Below are 15365 nucleotides of genomic sequence, written 5' to 3'. Positions count from 1 at the left end.
ACCCCGATCAGATTTGAACTGACGATCTTCGCCGTGACAGGGCGACATGTTAAACCGCTACACCACGGGGCCGTTTCACCATTGTATCAGCACGGAGTGCCTCAACGAAAACTATTCTACCATGACACGGCATTTTTGGCAAGTCTTTTTTTATCTTTTTTTCCAATAATTCCGAAAATCCCTCTATGTTATCGGCTACATTTGATGTATAATATAGCCGGTATGCTTTGTTTACACCGTTTTTACAAAGAGATTAAGAGAGGATAGAACAAACAACATGGTTCATGCAACGAAGGCAATCAGCAAATGTCGTCATCGGCTCCTGCCGCTGCTTATCATCTTCGCCGTAGTCTACGGCTTCTGCTTTGAATGGCAGTTTCTCGTCTCCCTGGGCATGGGTCCCGACAATATCGAAGACATGACGTTCGGCCTGCTGCCCGGCGTCGGTGCTGTCGTCCTGTCCCTGGCCCTGTACTGGAAGCACTTGTCACCAGGCGCCATCATCCCGCCGGCCCTCATCGGCCTGGGCTGGATCATTACGGGCCCTTACTTGAGTTACATTTCCCTGATCAATACGAATACGATTTACTTGAACAATATATATGATATATATGTAGGACTATACTTTTTTGCTATCTTTTTCTGCCTGAACATGATTGTCCGGCAGTATCTCCCCCACAAAATCGGGGCCGTCTTCATGACCCTCGTCCAGTTCGCAGCGTTCTTCATCATTTTGCTGCAGTGGGTCTACTATTTCCTCTACAATTCGTCGATCACCACGTCCGGCGCCCTGCTCATCTTCCAGACGGGACCGGCAGAAACGCTGGAATACTTCCACTCCCTGGGCCTGTTCAAGGTAGCCGCCATCGCCGTCGCCCTGGCCCTGATTCTGGGAGCCCTGTTCCTCTTGAACTATCGCCAGAACATCCTGCCCCGGACACACGTCTACCGCAAGATCATCCCCCTGGCTTCGCTGCTGCTCATCATCGCCCCGTCTGTCGGCGCCTTGAGCGAAGAAATCTTCCCGGAAGCCTTCCCGATCCGGACCTTCATCGACACGCACGACTACATGCAGCGCTCGGCTTTATATGCCGAAAACCACGACGAAAAATACAATGCCCTCCAGGCCGTCCAGCTCCATCCGGCCGACTATCCCAACACGGTCATCGTCGTCATCGGCGAATCGGAAACGCGGACGCTGATGAATGCCTACAATCCGGACCACGTGCCCAATACACCGTGGCTGACGGCGATGAAATCGAATCCGGACTTCACGCTGTTCACCAACGCCTACAGCTGCGTCTGGTACACGGTCCCCGTCCTGGAACACGCCCTGACGGAATCGAATTTCTACAACGATAAGCCTTTCAACGAATCCATTTCCATCATCGACATGGCCAAGAAGGCCGGCTATAAGACCTACTGGTTCAGCAACCAGGGCTCCGTCGGCGTCGCCGATACACCGATTACGCTGGTTGCCAACACGGCCGACGTCTCCGAATGGGTCGACCGGGACCTGAAAGAATCGACCCTGGACGGCGCGCTCCTGCAGTTCCTCAAACGCGTCGATCCGAAGGAAAAGAACTTCGTCGTCCTCCACGTCATGGGCAGCCACATCGAATACCGCAACCGCTACCCGAAAGAGTTCCAGAAATTCAACGACGGCAAGATTAACCAGGAAGCCGACTTCGACAACACCGTCCTCTATACGGACTGGGTCCTGTCGCAGATTTACGACTACGCCCGGGATAACCTCAACCTCGACGCCATGATCTACTTCTCCGATCACGGCAGCGATCCCGACGTCGCCCGCCAGCCAGACAGTGCCAGCTTCAAAGTCCTGCGCATCCCCATGTTCTGCTACTTGTCTGAAGGCTACCAGAAGCGCAATCCCGACGTCGTCAAAGCCATCAAGGCCAATAAGGACAAGTATTTCACCAACGACCTGGAATACGAATTCATCTGCGGCGTCCTCAACATGGAATCGCCGAACTACGACCCGACCATGTCCATCGCCTCGTCCAAATGGAGCATGGAACGGAAAGACCTGAAGACCCGCTTCGGCAAGACCAGCCTCATGGAAGACACGGAATACTAGTAGGGGCCGGCCTGTTAAGGCGGCCCGCAGTTCGCAGGCCGCAAAGGGCGTCCCGCTTGCGGGAATCCCCTGAACCGCTTTCACAGGCCGCTGTCGTACGAAGGTTTCTGCCATCATGCATGATTCCTTTCTCTTTAATGTTTGATGTATGATGTTTGAAGCGATAGCTTTAAATTTAAAGCCATCTGCTAACAACTAACTGCTAGCCGCTAACCACTTTAAAGGGCTTGTCGTCGTGCGACAAGCCCTTTAGTCAAACCTCCCTCATAATGGTATAATAGACATATACCATTATGAGGGAGGTTTTTTTATGGAACATGCTTGTGTCGCAGCGGGGTTATTTCCCCATCCGCCGATTATGCTGCCGGAAATCGGCGGCGATGAACTGCGAAAGATAGACGCCACGGTCCGGGCCGTACAGGCGGCTGCCCGCTTGATCATCAGCCAGAAACCGGAAACATTGGTCATCATGTCGCCTCATAACTACGTCTTCCCCGACGGGGCAACGCTCGTGGAAACGCCCCGCCTCTACGGCAACCTCGACGCTTTCGGCTATCCGGAGCTGGCCATGGATGTCCGCACCGATATGGACCTGGCCGAAGAAATCTTTGAAACAGCCACGCCCAAGACCGACGTATACCGACTCGATGCCGCCTGGAGCGACCGCTTCGGCCATCCCCTCTACGTCGACCAGGGCACTTTCGTCCCCTTATATTACCTTCGCCAGGCCGGCTTCACGGGCCAGGTCGTCCTCATGGCGCCGCGCTTCGACGACTATGACAGCATGAGCCTCTTAGGCGATCTCGTCGTCCAGGCCGCTGCCCGACTGGGCCGGCGCATCGCCATCATCGCATCGGGCGACTTGTCGCACCGTCTCCTGCCCGGTTCGCCGAACGGCTACACGCCGAAAGGGGCCATCTTCGACAAGACCGTCATGGAGGCCCTGCAAAAACAGGACCCGGCCATCTTAAAGACTATGAGCCGCAGCCTCATCGACGAAGCCGGCATGTGCGGCCTGCCGTCGGTGTATTTCCTCTTCGGCGCCCTGCGCCATTTCCGCCCGGTCATGCCGATTTATTCCTATGAAGGGCCCTTCGGCGTCGGCTATGGCGTCGCCCTGTACCTGCCGGAAGGCCAGGAAAAACGGGCTGAAAAACCGGCTGTCGCCGACATCCGCGTCCGCCTGGCCCGGGAAAGCATCTCGTACTACCTGACGTACCATGCCTTCATGAACGTACCCAAATACCTGCCTGAAGACCTGCAGGACAAGGCCGGCGCCTTCGTGTCCCTCCACAAGGGAAGCCGCCTGCGCGGCTGCATCGGCACCTTCCTGCCCATGCAGATGAATATTGCCAGTGAAATCATCCACAACGCCGTATCGGCTGCGACGCGGGACCCGCGCTTCTACCCGGTCAGCCTGGACGAACTGAAAGACATCGATATTTCCGTCGACGTCCTGGGCCAGCCCGAAGCCGTAGCTTCACCAGCCGACCTGGATTCCAAGAAGTACGGCGTCATCGTCATGAGCCATGCCCAGACGGGCCTCTTACTGCCCGACCTGGAAGGCGTCGACACGGTCCAGCAGCAAATCGCCATTGCCAAGGAAAAAGCCGGCATCCCGCCTCAGGTCCAGCCTGACCTCTACCGCTTCACCGTCACGCGCTATAAGTAGGTGAGACCATGGAAGCCGCTTATTATGAAATCGACCCGTCCGGCCAGGCGCGCTGCCGTCTCTGTCCCCATCACTGCCACATCGCCCAGGGCCATCGCGGCCGCTGCCAGACCCGCTATTACGATGGCAGGAACCTCCAGGCCCTGAACTACGGCCAATGCACGGCCATCGCCCTGGACCCTATCGAAAAGAAGCCCCTCTATCGCTTCCATCCCGGTTCTGCCATCTTGTCCCTGGGTTCGTGGGGCTGCAATTTCACCTGCCCCTTCTGTCAGAACTGGCAGATTTCCCAGCAGGAAGCGCCCTTTCGGGAACTGACACCGGAGCAGGCCCTGGCCCTGGCCCGGCATTATAGGGCCGACGGCAGCATCGGTCTGGCCTACACCTACAACGAACCGACCTTGAGCTATGAATTCATCATCCAGACGGCCCGCCTCGTCCACAAAGCCGGCCTGGTAAACGTCATGGTCAGCAATGGCTATATCGAAAAAGAACCACTCCAGGCCCTGCTTCCCTATATCGACGCCTGGAACATCGACCTCAAGGGATTTTCCCAGGACTTCTACCAGTCCCTCTGCGGAGCATCTCTCCAGCCTGTGCTGGACACGATCGAAGCGGCCGCTGCCGTAAGCCATGTCGAAGTGACGACGCTGGTCATTCCCGGCGAAAACGATGACCCGGCCCAGATGGACGCCGAAGCCCGCTGGCTGGCATCCATTTTACCGGACATCCCCCTGCATCTGACCCGCTATTTCCCGCAGTACCACTGGTCTGCCCCGGTGACACCTGTAGAAACGCTGAAGAAGCTGCAGGCCGCGGCCATTCCTTATCTTCACTACGTCTATCTAGGCAATGTCTAGCTGATGCTATCCCTTGTACGTTAAACGATTATCGTAAAGTTTAAACTTGCGCACTGTTTTGAACATGATATAATAAGTTACAGTTTATTTTTAATTTTTAAAAAGAAGTGGTGGTAAAGAATGTCATTAAAGGAATTTACTTTTAATATTGGTGAAACTACGCAGACTGTCAAGCTCCCGGAAGAACACATTGTCGGGGTCATGGAAGGGAAACACGTCCCTGCCGTCGACGTCAAACAGGCGACGATCGACTGCATGCGTCATCCTATCGGCAGCGCCCCGTTGCAGGAAAAAGTCCAGAAAGGCGATAAGGTCTGCCTCGTCGTCGCCGACGTCACCCGCACGTGGAACCATTCCAATCAATTCCTTATCTATATCATCGACGAACTGAACCTGGCCGGCATCCCCGATGACGACATCTACATCGTCTTTGCCCAGGGCTCGCACCGCGCCCAGACGCCGGAAGAAGACGTCCTCGTCTGCGGCGAAGAAGTCGTCCGCCGCATCAAGACCTATCAGCACGACTGCATGGATCCGACTCTCGTCGACTTCGGTACGACCAAGCTCGGCACACCATTGAAACTCAATAAACACGTCGTCGACGCCGACAAAGTTATCATCGTCGACGGCATTACGACCCATCTCTTTGCCGGTTACGGCGGCGGCCGCAAGCTCATCCTGCCGGGCGTCTCCGGTTTTGAAACGATCCAGCGCAACCATTGCCACGCTTTAGCTGACGAATTCGGCCACGGCATCAATCCCAAGACGCGGGCCCTCAAGATCGACGGCAACCCGCTCAACGATGACATGGTCGAAGCCTGCAGCAAGATCAATCCGTGCTTCCTCGTCCATTCCGTCATCAACGGCGACGGTGAAATTTGCCGCATGGTCGGCGGCGACTGGTACGAAGCATGGCGGGCCGGCACGGAAGCCGTCCTCGACATCCAGCGCGTCCCGATGAAAGAAAAATCGGACGTCGTCATCGCCTGCGCCGGCGGTTATCCCAGCGACGTCAGCCTCTACCAGGGCTGCAAATGCTACGATCCGGCTGAAATGGCTGTCAAAGACGGCGGCATCATCATCGCCATCATGGAAGCCCGGGACATCAAAGAACCGGCCATCTACATGGACAGCTTCAAATACGACACGATGGAAGACATGGAAAAAGCCCTGCGGGCACACTTCACTATCCCCTTCTTCGTCGCCTTCAACCTCTTCTGCCTGACTCATAAGGACACGGTCATCCTGGTCACACTGCCGCGTAACTTCAACGACATCCGCCGCACTGGCCAGATTCCGGTCGAAACCGTCCAGGAAGCATGGGACCTGGCACAGCAGAAACTGAAAGAACAGGGCAAAGACAAGGACTACGCCATCAACATCATGCCCCATGCCACCAAAATCATGCCGATTTTACAGGACAAATAACCTCATTATTGGTCCCGTAGGGGACGTCCTTTGGGCGTCCCGCCTAATTCCATAACCCGTAGGGGGCGCACGAAGGCTTTTACCATCATGAAAGGCCCCTTTCTCCTGAAAGTTTGTAGTACAGAGTTTGTAGAAGAGGGCTTTAAATTTAAAAGCCTTCACTAAAAACTACAAACTTAATACTCAAAAAGGCGCTGTCTTTATGCGACAGCGCCTTTTGATGTCCTATCCCAAGTCTCTCCTCATAGGAGAGCTGTCAGCGCAGCTGACTGCGAGATTGCTTTTTGAATCACCGTGCAGGTTAGGGGATTTTCACAAGCGGGTTCGAAAATGCAACCTCTCCGGCCTTTCAGGCCACCTCCCCTATCAGGGGAGGCCTGCGGACTGCGACCTGCGACCTGCGGACCGCGCCCCCCATTATTCCCAAAGGCTATACGCATCTATTATTTAATGCGCAAATAACATAATATATTTTCGTATACCTCATGACAAGCGTAAAATCCTATGCTATAATATAGCCAAGAGATGCGAAAGGAATCGCAAGTAAGTTGCTTCCTTTGTAAGCGCATTAGAAAGGGGGGAGTCCAGTGGAAATAGAGAAAGTAGAACATGCCGCCGGCGGTAAGGGGTACATCTTGAAGAGAAAACTTCTGAGCGCCACCGAGCTGAAAGACAAGGTAGGTATGTTCGCCGAAATCACATTGAAACCTGGATGTTCCTTAGGCTATCACGTTCACAGTGACAACGCAGAAGCATATTACATCCTTTCCGGAGAGGGAGAATATGACGACAACGGAGAAATCCGGACCGTTAAACCAGGAGACGTTACTTACACATCAGATGGTAAGGGTCACAGCTTGGAAAACAAAAGTCAGAACGATTTAGTTTTCATTGCGTTGATCATTAACAACTAAATAATGTCCATAGGATCAGCAAGCGTTCGTCGATGAACATTACGAATTAACTTATCTTGATTGAAGTGCTTCGAACTTTTCGAATGGGTGTGATGTTTTTCAAATAGGTTAGTCTAGTAAATCCAAGCGCAACGAACGATTATTGTTTCAACATTTTTGTACGAGGTTAAAGTAACCAGAACCAAAAACGAGATGAATATGAATCCTATAACGTAGAGGACCGGTAGACATATGTCGCGTGTGTATCGGTCCTTTTACGTGTTTTTTTTACCTGACTTGTCCCTTCTCCATTGACAGAAACCGTCCCCTCTTCTATAATATACTAAAATGGTATTCTATAGAATTCGTTTAGATTTATCAAAGGGGGAGACAATTATGTCCAACGAATCTCAAGACCGGGTCCAAGAACAAGCCCGGGAAGCCATCCGCGGCAGCCAGGGCCAGCATCGCGGCCGTCAATTCGCCTTGTGGATGGGCGCCTTGATCATCGGCGCCATCTTAGGCTGGCTCGGCATTCCGGCACTGAACCAATTATTTGATTTCATTGCAACAGTTTTCACGCGCTTATTCCAGTTCATTGCCGTACCGACTATCGCCTTAGCCGTCATTACTACTTTATCGGCGCTGGGAGCCAAAAAAGAAACGGGCCGCATCTTCGCCCATGCCGTCACGTACACGCTCTTGACGACCATCTGTGCCGCCGCCATCGGCCTGGCACTCTACCTCTGGATTGCCCCGGGCAACCTGCCGGTAGACCTCATCAATTCCGGCGTTTCCAATGTCCCGCAGAAATTGGAAAAAGTCACCTATTACGACCACTTCCTGTCGGTCATCCCGAATAACATGCTCCAGCCGTTCTTGTCGGGCAACGTCCTCTCGGTCATGCTCATCGCTGCTGCTGTCGGCCTGGCCCTGGCCTTCATGCCTAAGACAGAAAACCGCGCCGTCCTCCTGAAAGGCCTCCTGGGCTTACAGGAAGTCCTGTTCACCCTCATCCGTGCCCTGCTCTGGATTTTGCCTGTCGGCATCCTGGCTTTCTCGGCACAGCTGTCGGCTCAGATTGAAGCCGGGGTCATCGTCGGTGCCCTGGGTAAATATACTCTGGTCATCCTCGGCGGCAACCTCATCCAGTTCTTCATCGTCCTGCCGATTTTCCTGGTCCTCCGCGGCCTCAATCCGATTTACGTCTTCCGCAAGATGGCTCCGGCCATTGCCGTCGCCCTGTTCACCAAGAGCTCGGCCGGTACCCTGCCGGTCACCCTGGCTTCGGCTGAACAGCGCCTCAACGTCCATCCCCAGGTATCGCGCTTCGTCCTGCCGATCTGCACGACCATCAACATGAACGGCTGTGCCGCCTTCATCCTGGTCACATCCCTGTTCCTCATGCAGAACGGCGGCTTCGACCTCTCCATGGGCACCATGATTGCCTGGCTCTTCGTCGCCGTCCTGGCTGCCATCGGCAACGCCGGCGTCCCCATGGGCTGCTACTTCCTGACTTTGTCGCTCATGTCCGGCATCGGTGCGCCTATCGGCATCATGGGTATCATCCTGCCGATCTACACCATCATCGACATGATCGAAACAGCCGAAAACGTCTGGTCCGACTCGGCCGTCTGTGCCATGACCGACCACGACTTAGCTTCTGAACTCGATGCCCAGCCGGCACCGGCTCAGCATTAAGAGCGTAAAAAAACCGCTGTCTTAAAGACGGCGGTTTTTTTTAGTTGTTAGGGGCTAGCATAACTGTTAGCCGCGAATGGTAGCTTCTTTCATGGCTTTGACGTAGTCATAGATGTGCGGAGCCGCATCGTCGCCGTATTTAGCGATGATTTTGACAATGGCACTGCCGACGATGACGCCGTCAGCGACGCGGCCGATTTTTTCGGCCTGTTCCGTCGTGTTGATGCCGAAACCGACGGCACACGGTACGTCTGTGACTTCTTTAGCCGTATCGATGATTTCCTTGAGGTCCGTCTTGATTTCCGTCCGCGTCCCCGTGACGCCCAGGGAGGAAACGATGTACAGGAAGCCTTCGCCGACTTTAGCGATTTTCTGGATACGGTCTTTCGACGTCGGCGCGATCATGGAGATGATGTCGATGCCATGGGCCTTAGCGGCAGCGGCACATTCATCGCGTTCTTCAAAGGGCATATCGGGGATGATGATGCCGTCCATGCCGGTTTCCTGGCAGCGGGCAAAGAATTTTTCAGCGCCGTAATGGAAGACGGGATTGAGATAGGTCAAAAAGACCAGGGGAATCTGCGTTTCCTTGCGGACCCGTTCGACCAGGGCAAAGACGTCGTCAATGCGCGTCCCTGCTTTCAAAGCCCGCAGGTCCGCTTCCTGGATGACGATGCCTTCGGCGATGGGATCGGAAAAAGGGATGCCGATTTCGATGAGGTCCGCTCCGGCCTTTTCCATGGTCATGATATATTCATACGTCTTGTCCAGCGACGGGTCGCCGGCTGTCAAGAATCCGATAAAAGCTTTGCCGTTCTTAAAGGCGTTGCCAATCTTACTCATGTAAGTCCCTCCCTTTATATCTTGCAATGGCGGCGACGTCTTTATCACCGCGGCCGGACAAGCAGACGATGATGATGTCGTCCTTGCTCATCTTCGGTGCTATCTGCATGGCTTCGTAGACGGCGTGGGCGCTTTCGATAGCGCAGATGATGCCTTCCGTCCGGGCCAGGTATTCAAAGGCTTCGACGGCTTCGTCGTCCTTGACCGGGATGTACTGAGCACGGCCGGTCTGATGGAGATAAGCGTGTTCCGGCCCGATGCCCGGATAGTCGAGGCCAGCCGAAATGGAATAGACTTCGTCAATCTGACCGTCTTCATTCTGGCAGAAAATGGACTTCATGCCGTGGAAAATGCCGACTTCCCCTTTGGCCATAGTAGCGGCATGCATCTTGGTGTCGATGCCCTTGCCAGCAGCTTCGCAGCCGATGAGCTTGACGTCTTTATCGCCGATGAAGTGGTAGAACATCCCCATGGCATTGCTGCCGCCGCCGACACAGGCCAGGACAGCCGAGGGCAGTTTCCCTTCCCGTTCGAGGATCTGCTGACGCGCTTCCTTGCTGATGACGGACTGGAAGTCGCGGACCATCATCGGGAAGGGATGAGGACCCATGGTCGAGCCGATGACGTAGTGCGTATCGTCGACGCGGCTGACCCATTCGCGCATGGCTTCGTTGACGGCGTCCTTGAGGACCCGCGAGCCCGACGTGACGGCGTGGACCTTGGCGCCCAGGAGTTCCATACGGTAGACGTTCAGGGCCTGGCGGATCGTATCTTCTTCGCCCATGAATACTTCACATTCCAGGCCTAAGAAAGCCGCTGCCGTCGCCGTAGCGACGCCGTGCTGGCCGGCGCCGGTTTCGGCGATGACCCGCGTCTTGCCCATCTTCTTGGCCAGCAGGCACTGGCCCAGGGCGTTGTTGATCTTATGGGCGCCTGTATGGTTCAGGTCTTCGCGCTTCAAGTAAACCTTGGCGCCGCCCAAATCTTTGGTCATCCGTTCGGCATAGTAGAGCAGGGACGGACGGTTGGCATAATTGTCAAGCAAGTCTTTCAATTCAGCCTGGAAATCGGGATCACTCTTATAATGGCTGTACGCTTTTTCCAAGCGCTGGATTTCATTCATCAATGTTTCCGGTATGTATTGACCGCCGAAGGGGCCAAATCTTCCTGTACTCATGTAGTTACCTCCTGTAAGCACGTACTTGTGCCATGAATCGTTTCATTTTTTCTTTGTCTTTCACGCCGTCTGTCTCAATGCCGCTGCTCACATCCAGGGCAAAGGGTTGGAGCGCTGCCGCCTGGGCGGCATTGTCGGGATTGAGGCCGCCGGCCAGAAAGTACGGTCTGTCTATATGGGCCAGCAGGGCCCAGTCGAAACAGTCCCCGGTCCCGCCGGCGCCGTGGTCGAGCAGGATGTAGTCGGCCCGGCTGCACCGGGCCTGCCGGACATCGGCTTCGCTGGCGATGGAAAAGGCTTTGATGACCCGTACCTTCAAGGTCTGCTGGACAGCTTCGATCATCGCGTCGTCTTCGCATCCGTGGAGCTGGACGATCTGGATGGTCCCGGCCGTCACCAGCTGCCCTATGTGTTTCAGACTGTCATCGACGAAGACGCCGACGGCCGGGATAGACGGGTCCAGGGCCTTGCGCAGGGCTGCGGCCTGGTCGTCGCTGACGCGGCGCTTCTTGCCGGCAAAGACGAAACCGGCATAATCGGGCCGGAGTTCATTGGCCCAGGCAATATCACAGGGCCGCTTGAGGCCGCAGAACTTGACCTTAACCACGATAGCCTCCGGCCAGCTCGTCGAGCATGGCTTTCTTATCGGGACTGCGCATGAAGGTTTCGCCGATGAGGACGGCGTCGACGCCGTGGTCGCGCAGGACCTTCGTGTGGTCTGCCGTCTTGATGCCGCTTTCGGCGACGAAGAGGATGTCCTTCGGTACCAGCGGCCGCAGGCGGCAGCTCGTATCGAGGGATACCGTGAAGTCCTTGAGGTTGCGGTTATTGACACCGATGATGCGGGCACCGATGGCGATGGCCCGGCGCACTTCGTCTTCATCGTGGGCTTCGACCAGGGCCGACAGGCCCAGAGAATCGGCCAGCTGGAAGAAGGTCCGCAGCCGGTCGTCGTCGAGGACGGCGCAGATGAGGAGCACAGCCGACGCGCCCAAGGCCCGGGCTTCGTAAATCTGGTATTCGTCGATGATGAAATCCTTGCGCAGGACCGGCGTATCGACGGCAGCGGCGATTTCCTGCAAATACTGCGGGCTGCCCAGGAAGTAATCCCGTTCAGTCAGGACGGAAATGGCTGCGGCGCCGGCCTGTTCATATTCTTTGGCAATGGCGACGTAAGGGAAATCGGGAGCGATGAGGCCCTTCGACGGCGAGGCCTTCTTGACTTCACAGATGAAAGACAAGCCCGGCTTCTTCAGGTTCCTTTCAAAGGGGAATCCTTCTTTCTTCGGAGCTGCCAGGGCCCGCTGCTTCATGACTTCCGGCGGGACCTGCTGTTTATCCGTGACCAGCCGCTTGGCAACGGCTGCCGTAAGATCATCTAATATCATAGGGCACCTTCTCACTCGTCGCTGACGGCAATGCATTTTTCCAGGGCTGCCGTCGCCTTGCCGCTGTCGATGAGGCTGGCTGCGAGCTGGATGCCGTCGGCGATGGAATCGGCTTTGCCGGCGACAAAGAAGGCTGCACCGCTGTTCATGAGGACGGCATTGCGTTTCGTCCCCTGGATTTTCCCGGACAGGACATCACGGGTAATCTGGGCGTTGACTTCCGGCGTCCCGCCGACGAGGTCTTCTTTCGTCCCCGGCGTGAGGCCGAAGTCTTCCGGTTTGATGACCGATGTCCGGTAATAACCGTCGCGGAGTTCACAGATCGTCGTCGGGCCGTTCGGCGAGATTTCGTCGAGTTTTTCCTGACCGTAAGCGACGAGGCCCCGTTTGACGCCGAGGGAGGCCAGGACCTTGGCCAGCGGTTCGACGAGATAGCCGTCATAGACGCCGAGGAGGAACATTTCCGGCTTGGCCGGGTTGGTCAGAGGGCCGAGGATGTTGAAGACCGTCCGGAAGCCCAGTTCCTTGCGGATAGGGCCGACGTATTTCATAGCAGCGTGGTATTTCTGGGCAAAGAGGAAGCAGAAATTCGTTTCTTCGAGCATCTTCAAGGCCAGCTGCGGGTCCTGCTGGATGTTGATGCCCAGCGCTTCCAGGCAGTCCGCCGTACCGCACAGGGATGAAGCGGCCCGGTTGCCGTGTTTGGCGACCTTGACGCCGCCTGCGGCCAGGACCATGGCCGACGTCGTGGAAATATTGAAAGAATGGGCGCCGTCACCGCCGGTGCCGACGATTTCCAGGACTTCCATGCCCGGATGGGGAACGGGCGTCGCCAGGGAGCGCATGGCTTCGGCACAGCCGGAAATTTCATCGATCGTTTCGGCTTTGGTGCTCTTCGTCGAAAGGGCAGCCAGGAAAGCGGCGTTCTGAGTCGGCGTCGTTTCGCCTTTCATGATTTCCATCATGACCTGATGGGCTTCGTCGTAAGTCAAATCGCCTTTATTGACAATCTTGATAATCGCTTCTTTAATCATCGTAAGTACCTCCATTCAAAGAGTCATCTATATTACTTATAATGTAAGGAAATTTTCTACCATCATCGGCCCCTGGGGCGTCAAAATCGATTCGGGATGGAACTGCAGGCCGTAGACGGGATACTGCTTGTGACCGACGGCCATGATTTCGCCGTCTTCCGTATGGGCCAGGACTTCCAATTCTTCGGGCAGCGTATCCGGGTCGAGGGCCAGGGAATGATAACGGCCGACGTCGACCTGTTCCGGCAGCCCTTTAAACAACGGGCTGTCCGTTTTCAGCGTCGCTACGGACTGTTTGCCGTGCATGAGCTGCTTGGCATAGGTAATGGTTCCGCCGTAGACTTCGCAGATGGCCTGATGGCCTAAGCAGACGCCCAGGATGGGGACCTTGCCGGCGAAGTAGCTGATGGCTTCTTCGCAGACACCGGCATCGGCGGGACGGCCCGGACCGGGTGAAATGATGAGGTGATCCGGATGCATGGCTTCAATATCCTGGACGGTCTTTTCATCGTTGCGGATGACCGTGATATCCGGGTCGAACTGACCGAGGAGCTGGTAGAGATTATAAGAAAAACTGTCGTAATTATCAATGAGAACTATCATTTGTCGATTCCTCCATTAGCCTGCTGTAATGCAATGACGACGGCTTTGGCCTTGTTCAGACATTCCTGATGTTCCTGTTCGGGGATGCTGTCGGCGACGATGCCCGCACCGGAGCAGGCATAGACGTGATTGCCTTTCTTGTAAGCCAGGCGGATGCCGATGCAGCAGTCCATATTGCCGGTAAAGTCGATGTAGCCGATGGCGCTGCCGTAGACGCCGCGTTTGTGGCCTTCTAGTTCGTCGATGATTTCACAGGCCCGGATCTTCGGCGCCCCCGACAGGGTGCCCGCCGGCAGGACCGAAGCAATGGCATCGACAGCCGTCTTGTCCTTGCGTATCGTACTGTGGACAGTCGAGCCGATGTGCATGATGTGGGAGAAGCGCAGGACGTCGAGATAGCGTTCGACGTGGACGCTGCCGAATTCGCTGATGCGGCCCAGGTCATTGCGGCCCAGGTCGACGAGCATGTTGTGTTCGGCCAGTTCCTTGGTATTGTGCAGGAGTTCGTCTTCCAAGGCCTGGTCTTCTTCCGGCGTCTTGCCCCGCGGCCGCGAGCCGGCCAGAGGGAAGGTGAAGAGGTCGCCATTTTCCAGGCGGGTCAGCGTTTCCGGCGAAGAACCGGCCAGTTCGATATCGTCACCAGAGAAGAAGAACATGTACGGCGACGGATTGATGGTCCGCAGGACGCGGTACGTATCGAGGAGGCTCCCTTCGGCTTCGGCGCTCAGGCGGTTGGCCAGGACGACCTGGAAAATATCGCCTTCACGGATGTAGTTCTTGCCCTTTTCGACCATCTGGCAATATTCTTCTTCATTGAACAAGGGTTTGAAATCGCTCTTGAGCTGCAGCGGTACGTCCGGTGCCTTCTTGCCTTCGCAGATGAGGCTTTCCATGCGCTTCATTTCCAGGAGGGCCCGGTTGTAATTTTCTTCAACCGAGTCGAGGCGGACATTGACGATGAGGTAAATCTGCTGTTTCAGGTTATCGAAGACGATGACCTTGTCGAACAACATGAGGTCGAAATCGTTGAAGCCATCATCATCGACGGCATTGAGCTTCAGCGACGGTTCGGCGTATTTGATGAAATCATAGGCAAAGTAGCCGACCAGGCCGCCCGTAAAGGGAGGCAGGTCCGAAAGGCGCGGCGCCTTATTATCTGCCAGGATCTGGGAAATGAGCTGTTCCGGATGGTCCGTATGGATCTGGACTTCGGCGCCGGTCTTGATGTGGACCGTGCTGTCCTTGCAGTACAGGCCCATCTGCGGGTCATAGCCGATGAAAGTGTAGCGGCCCCAGCGCTGGGAGTCTTCCATGCTTTCCAGCAAATAGCAATGAGAGCTGATGTTCTTGACGATGCGCAATACTTCGATGGGCGTGCGGACGTCGGCATATATGCTGCGGCAGATGGGCACGACCTTATATTCACCTTGATATGCTTTTACCTGTTCCAGACTGAGCGTTTCCATATGAGCCTCCTAAAAAAAGAATCCGTCCATGACAATGTTACTTGTCAAGGACGGATTAAGTTCCGCGGTGCCACCTTGTTTCAGGGATCGAGCCCTACTCTCGGCGGAATACCAACATATTCCCGGCAACTGACGTATGCCAACACGTCGCAGAATACTCAGCCTTACGGCCTTTGACTGCGCCCTCAGCGGTCCATTTAAC

General features: G+C 55.5%; 13 protein-coding genes. 6 read left to right on the top strand and 7 right to left on the bottom strand.

Features of this window, described 5'->3' with window-relative positions:
• Window positions 1–277 precede the first annotated feature (277 nt).
• The 6 genes from WMO23_RS00500 (at window position 278) to WMO23_RS00475 (ending at window position 8652) form a co-directional block, all read left to right on the top strand.
• Window positions 278–2098, top strand: a complete 1821-nt coding sequence (locus WMO23_RS00500; protein ID WP_292281380.1) for a phosphoethanolamine transferase — start codon at window positions 278–280, stop codon at window positions 2096–2098.
• Window positions 2099–2408: 310 nt separating this feature from the next.
• A complete protein-coding gene (gene amrA, locus WMO23_RS00495; RefSeq protein WP_349173013.1) occupies window positions 2409–3770 on the top strand; it encodes an AmmeMemoRadiSam system protein A in 1362 nt (453 codons plus the stop codon).
• An 8-nt stretch (window positions 3771–3778) separates the two neighbouring features.
• The gene (gene amrS, locus WMO23_RS00490; RefSeq protein ID WP_292107078.1) at window positions 3779–4630 is read left to right on the top strand and encodes an AmmeMemoRadiSam system radical SAM enzyme; all 852 of its coding nucleotides are present in this window, start codon (window positions 3779–3781) and stop codon (window positions 4628–4630) included.
• Between the two features lie 120 nt (window positions 4631–4750).
• Window positions 4751–6058 (top strand): NPN-dependent 2-hydroxyacid racemase, LarAH10 family, encoded by a 1308-nt coding sequence (larAH10, locus tag WMO23_RS00485; protein WP_349173012.1) that lies wholly within the window; start codon window positions 4751–4753, stop codon window positions 6056–6058.
• A gap of 587 nt (window positions 6059–6645) precedes the next feature.
• Entirely contained in the window at window positions 6646–6972 is a 327-nt protein-coding gene (locus tag WMO23_RS00480; RefSeq protein ID WP_020309930.1) for a cupin domain-containing protein, read from the top strand.
• A 375-nt stretch (window positions 6973–7347) separates the two neighbouring features.
• The gene (locus tag WMO23_RS00475; RefSeq protein ID WP_020309929.1) at window positions 7348–8652 is read left to right on the top strand and encodes a dicarboxylate/amino acid:cation symporter; all 1305 of its coding nucleotides are present in this window, start codon (window positions 7348–7350) and stop codon (window positions 8650–8652) included.
• A 66-nt stretch (window positions 8653–8718) separates the two neighbouring features.
• Here WMO23_RS00475 and trpA read toward each other — a convergent pair whose 3' ends face one another.
• Genes trpA through WMO23_RS00440 form a run of 7 tightly spaced genes read right to left on the bottom strand, consistent with a single transcriptional unit; the run spans window position 8719 to window position 15163 of the window.
• Window positions 8719–9495: a tryptophan synthase subunit alpha gene (gene trpA, locus WMO23_RS00470; RefSeq protein WP_020309928.1), complete on the bottom strand. Its 777-nt coding sequence runs from the start codon at window positions 9493–9495 to the stop codon at window positions 8719–8721.
• Entirely contained in the window at window positions 9488–10672 is a 1185-nt protein-coding gene (trpB, locus tag WMO23_RS00465; protein ID WP_020309927.1) for a tryptophan synthase subunit beta, read from the bottom strand. The genes trpA and trpB overlap by 8 nt, the downstream gene beginning before the upstream one ends.
• 4 nt (window positions 10673–10676) lie before the next feature.
• Window positions 10677–11279 carry a phosphoribosylanthranilate isomerase gene (locus WMO23_RS00460; protein WP_020724038.1) on the bottom strand — a complete coding sequence of 201 codons (603 nt, stop codon included), beginning with the start codon at window positions 11277–11279 and terminating at the stop codon, window positions 10677–10679.
• The gene (trpC, locus tag WMO23_RS00455; protein ID WP_292106022.1) at window positions 11272–12060 is read right to left on the bottom strand and encodes an indole-3-glycerol phosphate synthase TrpC; all 789 of its coding nucleotides are present in this window, start codon (window positions 12058–12060) and stop codon (window positions 11272–11274) included. Before trpC ends, WMO23_RS00460 begins: the two co-directional genes overlap by 8 nt.
• Before the next feature lie 11 nt (window positions 12061–12071).
• Window positions 12072–13094, bottom strand: coding sequence for an anthranilate phosphoribosyltransferase (trpD, locus tag WMO23_RS00450; protein WP_292281383.1), 1023 nt, complete (start codon window positions 13092–13094; stop codon window positions 12072–12074).
• 36 nt (window positions 13095–13130) lie between these two features.
• Window positions 13131–13697 carry an anthranilate synthase component II gene (locus WMO23_RS00445; protein WP_020311616.1) on the bottom strand — a complete coding sequence of 189 codons (567 nt, stop codon included), beginning with the start codon at window positions 13695–13697 and terminating at the stop codon, window positions 13131–13133.
• Window positions 13694–15163, bottom strand: coding sequence for an anthranilate synthase component I (locus WMO23_RS00440; RefSeq protein ID WP_020311615.1), 1470 nt, complete (start codon window positions 15161–15163; stop codon window positions 13694–13696). The genes WMO23_RS00445 and WMO23_RS00440 overlap by 4 nt, the downstream gene beginning before the upstream one ends.
• Window positions 15164–15365 lie beyond the last annotated feature (202 nt).

The organism is Megasphaera intestinihominis (genome assembly GCF_040096415.1).
Classification (GTDB): domain Bacteria; phylum Bacillota; class Negativicutes; order Veillonellales; family Megasphaeraceae; genus Megasphaera; species Megasphaera intestinihominis.
This window is presented reverse-complemented; position numbering and strand designations above follow the sequence as displayed.

Excerpts from the sequence above, each read along its gene's own strand:
- WMO23_RS00440 (WP_020311615.1), bottom strand. The coding sequence starts at position 15,163 with ATGGAAACGCTCAGTCTGGAACAGGTAAAAGCATATCAAGGTGAATAT.
- larAH10 (WP_349173012.1), top strand. The coding sequence starts at position 4,751 with ATGTCATTAAAGGAATTTACTTTTAATATTGGTGAAACTACGCAGACT.
- amrS (WP_292107078.1), top strand. The coding sequence starts at position 3,779 with ATGGAAGCCGCTTATTATGAAATCGACCCGTCCGGCCAGGCGCGCTGC.
- WMO23_RS00445 (WP_020311616.1), bottom strand. The coding sequence starts at position 13,697 with ATGATAGTTCTCATTGATAATTACGACAGTTTTTCTTATAATCTCTAC.
- trpB (WP_020309927.1), bottom strand. The coding sequence starts at position 10,672 with ATGAGTACAGGAAGATTTGGCCCCTTCGGCGGTCAATACATACCGGAA.
- WMO23_RS00500 (WP_292281380.1), top strand. The coding sequence starts at position 278 with ATGGTTCATGCAACGAAGGCAATCAGCAAATGTCGTCATCGGCTCCTG.
- trpC (WP_292106022.1), bottom strand. The coding sequence starts at position 12,060 with ATGATATTAGATGATCTTACGGCAGCCGTTGCCAAGCGGCTGGTCACG.
- trpD (WP_292281383.1), bottom strand. The coding sequence starts at position 13,094 with ATGATTAAAGAAGCGATTATCAAGATTGTCAATAAAGGCGATTTGACT.
- trpA (WP_020309928.1), bottom strand. The coding sequence starts at position 9,495 with ATGAGTAAGATTGGCAACGCCTTTAAGAACGGCAAAGCTTTTATCGGA.
- WMO23_RS00475 (WP_020309929.1), top strand. The coding sequence starts at position 7,348 with ATGTCCAACGAATCTCAAGACCGGGTCCAAGAACAAGCCCGGGAAGCC.
- amrA (WP_349173013.1), top strand. The coding sequence starts at position 2,409 with ATGGAACATGCTTGTGTCGCAGCGGGGTTATTTCCCCATCCGCCGATT.